This is a genomic window from Tenacibaculum profundi, assembly GCF_057162725.1.
On record NZ_CM169894.1, the window covers coordinates 3096722 to 3111199 of the forward strand.

The 14478-nt window shown below is 33.8% G+C and carries 14 protein-coding genes and 1 riboswitch; all 14 genes read left to right on the forward strand.

Annotation, left to right across the window (positions count from 1 at the left end; all coding sequences use genetic code 11):
* The first annotated feature begins 12 nt into the window (after window positions 1-12).
* The 14 genes from AC2GW8_RS12650 (at window position 13) to metH (ending at window position 14447) form a co-directional block, all read left to right on the forward strand.
* A complete protein-coding gene (locus tag AC2GW8_RS12650; RefSeq protein ID WP_440880234.1) occupies window positions 13-267 on the forward strand; it encodes a DUF2061 domain-containing protein in 255 nt (84 codons plus the stop codon).
* The gene (locus AC2GW8_RS12655) at window positions 264-887 is read left to right on the forward strand and encodes a phosphoadenosine phosphosulfate reductase domain-containing protein (protein WP_440880235.1); all 624 of its coding nucleotides are present in this window, start codon (window positions 264-266) and stop codon (window positions 885-887) included. Before AC2GW8_RS12650 ends, AC2GW8_RS12655 begins: the two co-directional genes overlap by 4 nt.
* A gap of 16 nt (window positions 888-903) precedes the next feature.
* The gene (gene cysD, locus AC2GW8_RS12660; RefSeq protein ID WP_440880236.1) at window positions 904-1809 is read left to right on the forward strand and encodes a sulfate adenylyltransferase subunit CysD; all 906 of its coding nucleotides are present in this window, start codon (window positions 904-906) and stop codon (window positions 1807-1809) included.
* Window positions 1810-1845: 36 nt separating this feature from the next.
* Window positions 1846-3093: a sulfate adenylyltransferase subunit CysN gene (cysN, locus tag AC2GW8_RS12665; RefSeq protein WP_440880237.1), complete on the forward strand. Its 1248-nt coding sequence runs from the start codon at window positions 1846-1848 to the stop codon at window positions 3091-3093.
* 11 nt (window positions 3094-3104) lie between these two features.
* Window positions 3105-3452, forward strand: coding sequence for a 4Fe-4S binding protein (locus AC2GW8_RS12670; RefSeq protein WP_440880238.1), 348 nt, complete (start codon window positions 3105-3107; stop codon window positions 3450-3452).
* A gap of 126 nt (window positions 3453-3578) precedes the next feature.
* The gene (locus AC2GW8_RS12675) at window positions 3579-5687 is read left to right on the forward strand and encodes a ferredoxin-like domain-containing protein (RefSeq protein WP_440880239.1); all 2109 of its coding nucleotides are present in this window, start codon (window positions 3579-3581) and stop codon (window positions 5685-5687) included.
* An 80-nt stretch (window positions 5688-5767) separates the two neighbouring features.
* Window positions 5768-6535 carry a uroporphyrinogen-III C-methyltransferase gene (gene cobA / locus AC2GW8_RS12680; protein WP_440880240.1) on the forward strand — a complete coding sequence of 256 codons (768 nt, stop codon included), beginning with the start codon at window positions 5768-5770 and terminating at the stop codon, window positions 6533-6535.
* Complete coding sequence (locus tag AC2GW8_RS12685; protein ID WP_440880241.1) at window positions 6535-7149, forward strand: precorrin-2 dehydrogenase/sirohydrochlorin ferrochelatase family protein; 615 nt, start codon at window positions 6535-6537, stop codon at window positions 7147-7149. The genes cobA and AC2GW8_RS12685 overlap by 1 nt, the downstream gene beginning before the upstream one ends.
* Window positions 7150-7189: 40 nt before the next feature.
* Window positions 7190-8245 (forward strand): NAD(P)/FAD-dependent oxidoreductase, encoded by a 1056-nt coding sequence (locus tag AC2GW8_RS12690; RefSeq protein WP_440880242.1) that lies wholly within the window; start codon window positions 7190-7192, stop codon window positions 8243-8245.
* A complete protein-coding gene (locus AC2GW8_RS12695) occupies window positions 8245-8577 on the forward strand; it encodes a 2Fe-2S iron-sulfur cluster-binding family protein (RefSeq protein ID WP_440880243.1) in 333 nt (110 codons plus the stop codon). Before AC2GW8_RS12690 ends, AC2GW8_RS12695 begins: the two co-directional genes overlap by 1 nt.
* Before the next feature lie 31 nt (window positions 8578-8608).
* On the forward strand, window positions 8609-9352 hold the full coding sequence (gene epsC / locus AC2GW8_RS12700) for a serine O-acetyltransferase EpsC (RefSeq protein ID WP_440880244.1): 744 nt from the start codon (window positions 8609-8611) through the stop codon (window positions 9350-9352).
* A 24-nt stretch (window positions 9353-9376) separates the two neighbouring features.
* A complete protein-coding gene (cysM, locus tag AC2GW8_RS12705; protein ID WP_440880245.1) occupies window positions 9377-10273 on the forward strand; it encodes a cysteine synthase CysM in 897 nt (298 codons plus the stop codon).
* A 199-nt stretch (window positions 10274-10472) separates the two neighbouring features.
* Window positions 10473-10576, forward strand: a riboswitch (SAM riboswitch).
* Between the two features lie 51 nt (window positions 10577-10627).
* Window positions 10628-11626, forward strand: coding sequence for a homocysteine S-methyltransferase family protein (locus AC2GW8_RS12710; protein WP_440880246.1), 999 nt, complete (start codon window positions 10628-10630; stop codon window positions 11624-11626).
* Window positions 11627-11768: 142 nt separating this feature from the next.
* Entirely contained in the window at window positions 11769-14447 is a 2679-nt protein-coding gene (metH, locus tag AC2GW8_RS12715) for a methionine synthase (protein WP_440880247.1), read from the forward strand.
* Window positions 14448-14478: the final 31 nt, after the last annotated feature.

The following is a 14478-nucleotide window of genomic DNA, read 5'->3' on the forward strand; positions in this document are numbered from 1 at the left end:
AGGTAAAATTAAATGATTTTAGAACAAACAATAGAAGATAAAACAAATTATAAGACGGATAAGAAGTCCGAAAAACCAATTAGAAGTGTTGTAAAATCAATTAGTTGGAGAACTGTAGGAACCCTCGATACGATTTTGATTTCTTGGATAATTACAGGACAAGTAAAAACAGCTTTATCTATTGGAGGAATAGAATTAGTAACAAAAATGCTCTTATATTTTTTTCATGAGAGAGTTTGGAATAGTATAAAATGGGGTAAAAAATGAATTTAGAAACGATCGATTTAAAAGCAGTAAACGAACAATTAAAAAACAAAACACCTAAAGAGGTTGTGAAGTGGGCTTTGGATATGGGGCTAAAACCTGTGATTACTACAAACTTTAGACCTTATGAAGGTGCTATTCTACATTTAGTTACTTCATTAAATAATGATATTGAGGTTATCTGGTGTGATACGGGTTACAATACTCCTCAAACATACAAACACGCTGAGGAGCTAATACACAAGTTACAATTAAACGTACAGTTATATGTTCCAAAGCAAACGGTAGCGCATAGAAATGTAATCTTAGGATTACCAACTGTTGATGATCCTAACCATGCTTTATTTACGGAGCAAGTGAAACTAGAGCCTTTTAAAAGAGCGATGCAAGAGCATAAACCAAAAATTTGGTTCACTAATTTAAGAAAAGGGCAAACAGTTTTTAGAGATAGTATTGATGTTGTTTCACAAAGTAAGGATGGCGTAATTAAAGTAAGTCCTTTTTATAATTTTTCAGATGAAGAATTAGATGAGTATTTAGAAAAATTTGACATTCCAAACGAGTTCAAATATTTCGATCCAACAAAAGTAGAGAATAATAGAGAGTGCGGTTTGCATGTTTAAAAAATAGATTAGGAAGATGAATACGAAAGAAATTAGAGTAGGAGCCTTAGAAAGTGAAGCTATATATATATTAAGGGAAGTAGTCGCTCAATTTGAAAAACCAGTATTATTGTTTTCAGGAGGGAAGGATAGTATAACACTGGTGAGACTTGCTCAAAAAGCGTTTTATCCCGGTAAAATTCCTTTCCCATTAATGCACATCGATACAGGACACAATTTCCCTGAAACGATCGAGTTCAGAGATCGTTTAGTTGATGAGCTTGGAGTAGAGTTAATCGTAAGAAATGTTCAAGATAACATTGATGCAGGAAAGGTAAAAGAGGAAACAGGAAAGTACGCTAGTAGAAATATGTTACAAACAGAAACTCTTTTAGATGCTATTGATGAATTTGGTTTTGATGCTTGTATTGGAGGAGCAAGAAGGGACGAAGAAAAAGCAAGAGCGAAAGAACGTATTTTCTCAGTTAGAGATGATTTCGGTCAATGGGATGAAAAAAATCAACGCCCTGAATTATTTGATATGTTAAATGGACGTATTGATTTGGGACAAAACGTTAGAGTTTTTCCAATTTCTAATTGGACAGAATTAGACGTTTGGTCGTATATACAGCAAGAAAGAATTGAAATACCTTCAATCTATTTTGCTCACAATAGAGAAACTTTTGTTAGAGACGGACTTATTTGGTCTGCTAACGACGAAGTAGTCTATAGAGAAGACGATGAAAAAGTAGAAGAACGTATGGTGCGTTTTAGAACGGTTGGCGATATGAGTTGTACAGCAGCAGTATTATCGGTAGCAACTGATATTGATACAATAGTTGATGAAATAAGAGTATCAACAATATCCGAAAGAGGTGCAAGAATCGACGATAAAAGGTCTGAAGCAGCAATGGAGAAGAGAAAGCAACAAGGATATTTCTAAAAAAATAAAACGTAACTAAAAACAGAAACAAAGGCAATGAATGTATTGAAAATAGCAACGGCTGGAAGCGTAGATGACGGAAAAAGTACGTTGATAGGACGAATTCTCTATGATACGAAATCTTTAACAGATGATAAATTAGAAGCAATTGAAGAAAAAAGTAGACAAAAAGGGTTCGATTATTTAGATTTTTCACTGGCAACAGATGGATTGGTAGCTGAGAGAGAACAAGGAATTACGATTGATGTGGCTCATATCTACTTTTCTACTCCAAAAACTAGTTTTATTATTGCTGATACTCCTGGGCATATTGAATACACTAGAAATATGGTTACAGGGGCTTCAAATTCACAAGCTTCAATTATTTTAGTAGATGCTAGAAACGGAGTTGTAGAACAAACTTACAGACACTTCTCTATTAATAATCTTTTAAGAGTGAAAGATGTAGTTGTAGCGGTAAATAAAATGGACTTAGTAGATTTTTCGAAAGAGAAATTTGATCAAATAAAAGGAGAAATTGAGTATTTAGCAAGCAAAAGTGAGTACCAAAATCAAAATATAACATTCATACCAATTTCAGCATTACATGGAGATAATGTCGTGGATAGATCCGATAGAATTGATTGGTATAATGGGCCAAGTTTATTAGATCATCTTGAAAATTTAAATCCAGAAGATGTTCAAGAAGCTTCTCAAGTGCGTTTTCCGGTACAAAATGTGATCAGGCCTAAAACAGAGGAGTATCATGATTTTAGAGGATATGCAGGTAAATTATACGGAGGTGATTTAGCGATAGGTGATGAGGTAACCATCTTACCATCAGCAATAAATTCTAAAGTTAAAAGTATTCATTTCTTTGATAAAGAATATGAAGTAGCAAAAAGAGGAAGTTCAGTAAGTATAACTTTAGAAGATGATGTAAATATTAGTAGAGGTGATATGATTGTAAAGGCAGGTGAAGAGCCAAAGGTAGTGAAGCAATTGGATGCAACAATTTGTTGGATGGATAAAACACCTTTACAAGTGTCAGAGAAGTATTACATCAAACATGGAGTTAACGATGCTCAAGTAAAAATTATAAATATTTCATCAACTATTGAAACTGATTTTTCAGGAAAGAAAGGGTCTTCTGATCAATTAACCTTAAATGAAATTGGAGAAGTTTCGCTAAAAGTAAGCAAACAACTATTTATCGATAGTTATAAAAGTAATAAAGCTAACGGAGCATTTATTTTAGTAAACCCAAAAACTAATAACACAGCAGGGGTTGGTTTTATTAATTAAACGAGTGATCTATGGCAATTATAATAACCGATGAATGTATAAACTGTGGGGCGTGCGAACCCGAATGCCCAAACACAGCAATTTACGAAGGAGCCGTAGATTGGAACTATAGTGAAGGGACTTCCTTAAGTGGAAATGTGGAGTTCCCTGGAGGTAAGGAAGTTGATGCAAATGAGGCTCAGATGCCAATTTCAGATGAGTATTATTTTATCGTTGCTGATAAATGTACAGAGTGTAAAGGATTTCATGAAGAACCACAATGTGCGGCAGTTTGTCCAGTTGATTGCTGTGTGCCAGATGAAAATAATGTAGAGACGGAAGAAGATTTATTAGTAAAACAAAGCTTTCTACATCAATAGCCTTTGTCCTAGAAACCATAAAGAATAATAAAATTTAATTTCAAATTACAGAATATAATTAGCTATTAACTTGTAATTAAAATACTTTGAGAACTAATAATTTTTCAAAGAAAACTAATAAAAATCATGCAGAGTTTTAGATCAGAAATAGAAAACCCAGTTGTAGAAAAAGACATTCTAGAATTAGAACGCAAGATTCGTTTATTTAAAGAAGGTCAAATTGATGAAGAGCGATTTAGAAGTTTACGGCTAGCTCGTGGAGTATACGGACAGCGTCAATTAGGCGTTCAAATGATACGTATTAAATTACCGTATGGTAAAGTAACAAGTGAGCAACTTCATAGAATTGCTGACGTTTCTGACGAGTATTCTCGAGGTCGCTTACATATTACAACACGTCAGGATATTCAAATTCATTATGTGAGTTTAGATAGAACGCCAGAATTGTGGGCACAACTAGAAAAAGACGATATTACATTAAGAGAAGCCTGTGGAAACGCAGTACGTAATGTAACAGCATCGGAAACTGCAGGAATCGATCCTAAGGAACCTTTTGATGTTACTCCATATGCACACGCAACTTTTGAATTTTTCTTAAGAAACCCAATTTGTCAAGAAATGGGAAGAAAATTTAAAATGTCATTCTCGTCTACAGAAGAAGATACTGCTTTAAGTTTTATGCATGATTTAGGCTTTATTGCCAAAACTAAAAAAGTAGGAGACAAAGAAATCAAAGGATTCAAAGTTTTACTAGCTGGTGGTTTGGGGTCTCAACCTCGTCAAGCTGATGTAATGTATGAGTTTTTAGAAACGGATTTATTAATTCCTACTATTGAAGCAGTATTAAGAGTTTTTGACCGTCATGGTGAAAGAGCAAAACGAGCGAAAGCAAGATTAAAATTCCTAGTAAAAAGTTTAGGTTTAGACGGTTTCTTAGCATTAGTTGAAGCAGAAAAAAGAGCTTTAGCATATCAAACATATCCAGTTGATACCTCAAAATTTGAACAAGAATTAATTTTTGGAACGGATGAAATTCCGTCAGTGGTTATTGAAAATATAGAAGAATATAACGAGTGGAAAAAGACCAATATTTTAAAACAAAAACAAGAAGGTTTATACGCTATAGGAATCAAAGTTCACTTAGGAGACTTCTACACAGATAAAGCTCGTTTATTAGCTGATTTAATCAAGAAATATGCGGCGAATGAATTACGTTTTACTTTACGTCAAAATATTTTAATTCGTCATGTAAGAGAAGAGTTTTTACCCGTTTTTTATGCAGAATTAAAGAAGCTTGGTTTTACAGATGTTGGGTACAATACCCTTTTTGATATCACGGCGTGTCCAGGTACCGATACCTGTAATTTAGGAATTGCGAGTAGCACAGGAATTGCGGCCGAATTAGAACGAGTTTTAAAAACAGAATATCCACAATACGTAAACAATACAGATATCACAATTAAAATTAGTGGGTGCATGAATGCTTGTGGTCAACATAATATGGCTCATATTGGATTTCAAGGAATGTCGGTAAAAGTAGGAGCTTTATTAGCACCAGCTTTACAAGTGTTAATCGGTGGTGGTATTGTTGGAGACGGACAAGGTCGTTTTGCTGATAAACTTGTAAAAATACCAAGTAAAAGAGGTCCAGAAGCTTTACGAATTTTATTAAATGATTTCGAAGCTAATAAAGAAGAAGACGAAGAGTTCTTAAGTTACTATGATAGAAATGGGAAAACATATTTCTATAATTTATTAAAAGAATTATCGAATACTTCAAACCTAATTGATGAAGACTTTATCGATTGGGGACATAATGAAAAGTATATAAAAGCTATAGGGGTTGGAGAATGTGCCGGTGTTGTAATTGATTTAGTAGCAACTTTATTATTTGAAAGTGAAGAAAAAATTGAAAATGCTATTGAAGCTTTAAAAGAACAACAATGGGCAGATAGTATTTATCATTCTTATGCAGCGATCATTAATACTGCAAAGGCATTGTTAACTTCTGAAGGAGCTAAAACAAATACTCAAGCTGGAATTATAACCAATTTTGATAAGGTATTTGTTGAAACCAATAAGGTAGAATTATCAACTGCATTTGAGGAGTTGGTATATCAAATAAATAAAAATGAGCCTACTGAGGCTTTTGCAAAAAAATATTTAGAAGAAGCTAAAGCTTTCTATACAACAATCGATGTTTTTAGAAAAGCGAAGGTTGAATTAGAAAAATAAACATAGTAGGATGTTATTGTGTTAAACAATTGATTTTTAGTTGTTTTAACATTGTTTTCTTGCATTTAAATTGAGTAAAAATGAGTAAGCAACCTAAATTAACAGTAGTAGGAGCAGGACCAGGAGATGTTGAGTTAATCACGTTGAAAGCTATAAAAACATTGAAACAAGCTGATGTTGTTTTATATGACGCTTTGGTGAATCCAGAACTTTTAGAGCATGTGAATCCAATGGCAGAAATGATTTTTGTAGGAAAACGTAGAGGTTGTTACCGATATCAACAAGAACAGATTAATGAGTTAATTGTTGCTAGAGGTCATTCTCACGGACACGTAGTGCGCTTGAAAGGCGGCGATCCTTTTATTTTTGGTCGTGGTGCCGAAGAAATGGAATATGCTGCAGAACATGGGCTTTTAGTTGAAATGGTTCCAGGAATATCGTCGTCATTGGCGGTGCCAGCTTATCAAAATATTCCTTTAACAAAAAGAGGGGATTCTGAAAGTTTTTGGGTAATTACTGGAACAACAAAACAACACAAATTATCAACTGATGTGGCTTTAGCAGCCAAATCGAATGCAACTGTAGTCGTGTTAATGGGAATGGGAAAACTATCTGAGATTGTTGCTTTGTTCAAACAAGAAGAAAAAAACGAATTACCTGTAGCTATTATTCAAAATGGAACCACTCCACAAGAGAAAATAGGAATTGGAACCGTTGAAACTATAGAGGAAGTTGTTGCCGAAAGTCAATTGAGTAACCCTGCGATTATTGTTTTAGGAAGCGTGGTAAAGCATAGAGAGCAATTATTGAATTTGCAAGAAGAGGTGGCCTTAAAAGCTGTAGTTTAATGGAACAAGATAGAAATAATCTGTATCCAATTTTCTTAAAAGTAGAACAATTGGAAATATTAGTAGTTGGTGGGGGATTTGTAGCAGAAGAAAAACTTTCTTTTTTGTTAAAATCAAGCCCGAATGCAAAAGTAACTATGGTTGCTCCTTTTTTTAGAGAAACAACTTTAGAAGAAGCTAAAAAAGGAAATGTAGCCATAATTAATGATGTATACAATCAGAAATATTTAAAGGGTAAACATATGGTAGTTGCTACTACTGATGTACCCGAGATTAATATTAAGGTATATGAGCACTGTAGAAAACGATCTATTTTAGTAAACGTAGCTGATAATCCGCCGTATTGCGATTTCTATATGGGAGGAATTGTAACGAAGAAGAATGTAAAAGTTGCGATTTCAACAAACGGTAAATCGCCGACAACAGCAAAACGTTTAAGACAGTTTTTTGAAGAAGTAATTCCAGACGATATCAATCAATTTGTGAAAAACTTACATAATTACAGAAAAACGATTAAAGGAGATTTTGAACAAAAGGTAGATGAACTAAATAAGTTAACGGAAAATTTAGTAGCGAATCGAACAAATTATTTAAATCAAGATAAAATCAATTAGAATATTACTAATTTTCATTTAGTAAGTTAAATAAAGAAAAATGATAAAGACAGATATATTAATCATCGGAGCAGGTCCAACTGGCCTATTTACAGTTTTTGAAGCAGGATTATTAAAATTACGTTGTCATTTAATTGATGCATTACCACAACCAGGAGGACAGTGTTCTGAGATTTATCCAAAGAAACCGATCTACGATATTCCAGCATACCCAGAAATCTTGGCAGGAGATTTAACTAAGAACTTGATGGAGCAAATTAAACAATTTGAGCCAGGATTTACGTTAGGAGAGCGCGCTGATACTATTGAAAAACAAGAAGATGGTACGTTTATCGTAACAACGAATAAAGGGACAAAGCACCAAGCACCAGTAGTAGCAATCGCTGGAGGATTAGGTAGTTTTGAGCCTCGTAAACCAAAACTTGAGAATATTGAGAAGTTTGAAGATAATGGAGTTGAGTACATGATTAAAGAGCCTGAATTATATAGAGATAAAGATGTAGTGATTGCAGGCGGTGGTGATTCAGCATTAGATTGGTCAATTTTCTTAACAGATGTAGCAAAATCAGTAACGTTAATTCATAGAAGAAATGAGTTTAGAGGAGCTCTCGATTCAGTAGAAAAAGTACAAGAGTTAAAAAACTTAGGGAAGATAAACTTAATTACGCCAGCAGAGGTGAAAGGAATCTTAGGAGATGATAAAGTAACTGGGGTTGCTGTTGAGCAAAAAGATAGAGAGCCATATATCATTGATACGGATCATTTTATCCCATTATTCGGATTGGCACCTAAATTAGGCCCTATAGCTAATTGGGGATTAGAGATTGAAAAAAATGCTATCAAAGTAAACAATGCATTAGATTACCAAACAAATATTCCTGGAATTTATGCTATTGGAGATGTTAATACATATCCAGGAAAATTGAAATTAATTTTATGTGGTTTTCATGAGGCTACTTTGATGTGCCAAAGCGCATATCAAAGAATACATCCAAATAAAAAATACGTGATGAAATATACAACAGTTGGAGGGGTTCAAGGTTTTGATGGTACAAAGAAAGAAGCACCAAAAGCAGTAGTTAAAGCAATTGAGTAATGGAACAAGATATTAACATAAAAATAATTGATCGTGAAGGTGTAATGCATGAGGTATTAGCGCCGACAGATATGGCAATGAATCTAATGGAGTTGGTACGTTCTTATGAGTTGGCTCCAGAAGGAACAATAGGTGTTTGTGGAGGAATGGCTATGTGTGCTTCTTGTCAATGTTATGTTAAAACAGCACACAATTTACCAGAAATTACAGATGATGAGGATGCAATGTTGGCCGAAGCATTTGATGTTAAGTCCAATAGCAGACTAGGATGTCAAATCCAGATAACACATGAGTTGGAAGGTTTAGAAATAGAATTAGCACCAGAAAGTTAATTCGGTTTTCTTGTATAACTAAAAATATAAAATGAAGTTTAAACATTATAACTTATCAATAAAAGACGAAATAAAAAATTTTGCAAAACAGCTATTTTATTCTCTATTCGATGATGTTTGTCATAAAAAAGGAGCACATTTAAAAGATAGTTTTATAAATATTTTAGAAGTGCTTCAAATCGATAATGCAGAAAATATCTGGAAAGACTATCAAGAATCTTTTTGTAACATAAGAGAGCAATTAGATTTAGATGCTCAAATTTTTGAAAAAACAGATCCAGCTTGTAAAAGCTTATTAGAAGTGTATTTGGCTTATCCAGGGTTTCATGCTATTGCAATCTATAGATTGAGCCATAAGCTATATAAAATGCAAATTCCTATTTTACCAAGAATAATGAGTGAATATGCGCACAGTTTAACAGGTACAGATATTCATCCTGGAGCTACTATAGGAGAATCATTTTTTATCGATCACGCAACAGGAATTGTTATTGGCGAAACAACGATAATTAAAAATAATGTTAAAATCTATCAAGGAGTTACATTGGGAGGTTTACAAGTTAAAAAAGAATTAGCATCTGTTAAAAGACACCCTACTATCGAGAATAATGTTACTATTTATGCAAATGCAACTATTTTAGGAGGAAATGTTTCTATTGGAGCAGATAGTATAATTGGAGCAAATGTATGTGTAACAGAATCAGTTCCTCAAGGATCGATAGTTACCTATAAGTCAGAATATAAAATCACTACTAGAAAGTCATATGCCAAATGATTTTTGTGTGGTAAATACGAAAATATGAAAACTAAAACAATTACCGATAGTATTGGAAATACACCGCTAGTAGAGATTAACTCATTGCATAATAATAAAAATGTTAAAATATTATTGAAACTGGAGGGAAATAATCCAGGGGGGAGTGTCAAAGATAGAGCTGCCTATAATATGATTGCCGAAGCGATTCATAGAAAAAATATAAAAAAAGGAGATTATTTAGTTGAGGCTACTAGTGGAAATACAGGAATAGCGCTGGCATTAATGGCTAGAGTTTTGGGTGTTAATATGGTTTTAGTAATGCCAGAGAATGCAACTGAGGAAAGGATTAAAACAATGAAATCTTATGGAGCTCAGGTCATTTTAACCTCAGCAGCAGGGGGTATTGAAGGTTCTAGAGACAAAGCTTTAGAGCTTCGTTATAAAAAGGGATACTTTATGCTGAACCAGTTTGAAAATAACGATAATTGGAAGGCGCATTATAAAACAACAGGTCCAGAAATATGGAGAGATACAGAAGGGGAAGTAACTCATTTTATATCTGCAATGGGAACAACAGGGACGATTATGGGCGTTTCTTCATTTTTAAAAGAACAGAATCCAGATATTCAAATTATAGGAGCACAGCCAAAAGAAGGGTCAAGGATCCCTGGTATTCGAAGATGGTCTCCAGAATATTTGCCTACAATTTTCGATAAAAATAAAGTTGATCAAATAGCAGAAGTTAGTTCAGATGAAGCTATAGAAATGACTCGTAAATTGGCTCGTAATGAAGGTATAATGGCTGGTATGAGTAGTGGTGGAGCCCTTAAAATAGCTTTAGAAATTTCAAACCAGATTGATAAAGGAATAATTGTAGCAATTGTTTGCGACAGAGGAGATAGGTATTTATCTTCAGGTTTATATGATTACACTATTTAATAAAAAATAGTAATAAGGTGGATACTGAATTTTTAATGTTTATTTGAAAATATATTAGTGCTATCTTTTATTATTCGAAAAAATTATGATTTTACCCTTTTAAGAAACTAACTGATTTGTAATTGTTTTAAACAATAAGCTTTCATTATAAAGAATAATTCATTAAATTTGCTCTAATTAAGTTCATTTAACTCAATAAGTGTTATCAAGAAAGGTGGAGGGATTAGACCCGTTGAAACCTTAGCAACCCTTTGAATATCAAAGAAGGTGCTAAATTCTACTGTTAAAACAGAGAGATAACGAAAAGAAATACTTTTCTCTTTTCCTGATGACACACAACATAAAATGTCAGGAATGTCAAATATTTTTAAAGAAATACGTAACAGAATTTTAGTGCTCGATGGAGCAATGGGTACTATGCTTCAACGCTATCAGTTCACAGAAGATGATTTTCGTGGCGAACGTTTTAAGGATTATCCAATACCTTTAAAGGGTAATAATGATTTACTGTCAATTACGCAACCAGAGGCTGTAAAAGAGGTACATAGAAAATATTTTGCTGCAGGAGCCGATATTATTGAAACCAATACCTTTTCAGGAACAACCATTGCTATGGCAGATTATCAAATGGAGGATTTAGTATACGAACTAAATTTTCAGTCGGCAAAACTGGCCAAGGAAGTAGCTGATGAATTTTCAGTAAAAGAACCTCAGAAACCAAGGTTTGTAGCAGGCTCTATTGGCCCAACCAATCGAACAGCAAGTATGTCACCCGATGTTAACGATCCTGGCTATAGAGCTGTAACTTTTGATGAATTACGTATTGCCTATAAACAACAGGCTGAAGCTCTTATCGAAGGCGGTTCTGACATCCTTTTGGTTGAAACAGTTTTTGATACTTTAAATGCTAAAGCGGCACTATTTGCTATTGAAGAAATTAAAGCTCAAAGAAAAATAGAAATACCTATTATGGTTTCAGGAACTATTACGGATGCCTCGGGAAGAACTCTATCTGGACAAACTGCAGAAGCTTTCCTTATTTCTATCTCACATATTCCTCTTTTATCAGTAGGTTTTAATTGTGCTTTGGGAGCAAATCTATTACAGCCTCATTTAGAGTCTATTGCTCCTAAAACTAGGTTTGCAGTTTCAGCACATCCCAATGCTGGGTTACCAAATGCCTTTGGTGAATATGATGAAACACCAGAGGAAACAGCTGATCAGATAGAAGAATACTTAAAGAAAAGTTTAATTAATATTATAGGAGGGTGCTGTGGAACTACTCCTGATCATATCAGGGAAATAGCCAAAGTCGCTGCTAGATACAAGCCAAGAGAATTTAAATATGCTTGATCAATGAAAAAAGCTTAAAAATATGTTTAAAATGCTTATTGATGATTATATAATATGAAGTAAGTGTTTGGTGATTGTAATAGGTAGTATGATCACTTTTTTGAATAAAAAAGTACTTTATTAAAAAATAGATTATTGTGTAATGAGTAAAGTTGAAAGTAAGTATATGAAATTATCTGGGCTAGAGCCACTAATTATAACCCCTGAAAGTAATTTTATAAATGTAGGGGAAAGAACTAATGTAGCTGGATCCAGAAAATTTTTAAGACTAATTAAGGAGGAGAAGTTTGATGAAGCATTGGTAATTGCGAGACACCAAGTTGACGGTGGAGCTCAAATTATAGATATTAACATGGATGATGGTTTGATTGATGGTAAGCATGCAATGATCCGTTTTTTAAATTTGATTGCTTCTGAACCAGACATAGCTCGTGTGCCAATTATGATAGATAGCTCGAAATGGGAGATTATAGAAGCGGGGCTTCAAGTCGTTCAAGGAAAATCAGTAGTTAATTCAATTTCATTAAAAGAAGGAGAAGATAAGTTTATTTGGGAGGCAACACAAATAAAAAGATATGGAGCTGCAGTAATCGTTATGGCATTCGATGAAGTGGGACAAGCAGATACTTTTGAGCGTCGTATTGAAATTGCAGAGAGGTCATATAGAGTTTTAATTGATCAAGTAAATTTTCCACCTGAAGATATTATTTTCGATTTGAATATTTTTCCTGTAGCCACCGGGATGGAGGAGCATCGGAGAAATGCAATTGATTTTATTGAAGCGACCCGTTGGGTTCGTCAAAATTTACCTCATGCAAGTGTTAGTGGTGGGGTAAGTAATGTTTCCTTTTCATTTAGAGGAAATAATACGGTAAGAGAAGCTATGCACTCTGTATTTTTGTATTACTCAATAAAGGCAGGGATGAATATGGGAATTGTTAACCCTGCAATGTTAGAAGTCTATGATGATATTCCAAAGGATTTATTAGAGCATATAGAAGATGTAATTCTAGACAGAAGAGATGACGCTACAGAAAGATTACTTGATTTTGCTGAATCAGTAAAAGGAAGGAAAAAAGAAGAAGATCACACAGCTTTAGAGTGGAGGAAATTACCATTACAAGATAGAATTACTCATGCTTTAGTAAAAGGAATTGATACTTTTATTGTCGAGGATGCTGAGGAAGCTCGAAAAAGTGTCGATAAGCCATTATTAGTTATTGAAGGGCATCTTATGACAGGCATGAATGTAGTTGGAGATTTATTTGGAGAAGGGAAAATGTTTTTACCACAGGTGGTAAAATCTGCCCGTGTAATGAAGAAAGCTGTTGCTTACTTAAACCCTTTTATAGAAGCTGAGAAAAGTGAAGAACAAAAAGCTTTAGGGAAAATTTTAATGGCTACAGTAAAGGGAGATGTTCATGATATTGGTAAAAATATAGTAAGTGTTGTTTTAGGATGTAATAATTATGAAATTGTTGATCTAGGAGTAATGGTACCACCTGAAAAAATAATAGAAACAGCAAAAAGGGAAAATGTTGATGCAATTGGTTTGAGCGGTTTAATTACTCCCTCACTAGATGAAATGGTGTATTTAGCGAAAGAAATGGAACGACAGAATTTTGAAATTCCATTGCTAATTGGAGGTGCAACAACATCAAAGGCGCATACAGCAGTAAAAATAGATATACAGTATAAGAATGCGGTGGTTCATGTAAATGATGCTTCAAGAGCGGTAACAGTCGTAGGAGATCTATTAAATAAAAACACCAAAAATGATTACGTAGCAAAACTTAAAAACGACTATGAAGAGTTTCGAAATAAATTTTTGAAAAGAGGTAAAGAAAAGCATTATATATCAATAAAAGAGGCCCGAAAACGTAAATTTAAGATTGATTGGAGCTCAGTTAATATTTCAAAACCAAATGAATTAGGTGTTCAAAAGTTAGAGCAAGTAAGTCTGAGGGAATTAGTAATGTTTTTTGATTGGAGTCCTTTCTTTCGTTCGTGGGATTTACATGGTAAATTTCCCAATATATTAGAAGACGAATTGGTTGGTGAGCATGCGAGTAATTTATTTAAAGATGCTCAAGAAATGTTAACTCATATTATCGACAAACAATTATTGAAGCCCAAGGCAATTTTTGGGATTTTTGAAGCGAATAGTATTAATGATGATGATATTCTTGTCGAGAAAAAAGGAAAACAAATAGCTGTATTTAGAAGTTTAAGGCAACAGTTGAAAAAAAGAGAAGGAAAACCAAGTTACGCATTGGCTGATTTTATTGCACCGAAAGATTCTGGTAAGCAAGATTATATTGGCGCTTTTTGTACAGCTATTTTCGGAGCGGATGAGTTAGCTCAATTCTATAAAAATAACCATGATGATTACAATGCTATAATGGCACAAGCTTTAGCCGATCGTTTTGCCGAGGCTTTTGCAGAATATTTGCATCATAGAGTAAGAACAAAACATTGGGGATATGCGGTAAAGGAAGATTTATCAAATGAAGAATTAATAAAAGAAGCTTACAAGGGAATTCGACCAGCCCCTGGCTACCCAGCCTGTCCAGATCATCTGGAAAAAGAGACAATTTGGAATTTACTGCAAGTAGAAAAAAATATAGGAGTAACATTGACAGAGAGTTTAGCTATGTGGCCAGCAGCTGCAGTTTCGGGATATTATTTTGCAAATGAGCAAGCATCATATTTTGGCCTGGGAAAAATAGTTGATGATCAGGTAAGAGATTTTGCTTTTAGAAAAAATATTACGTTAGAAAAAGCAAGAAAATGGTTACACCCTGCAATTGCAGATAATTAATTTTAATAAAATAAAGCGCAATAAAATAGTT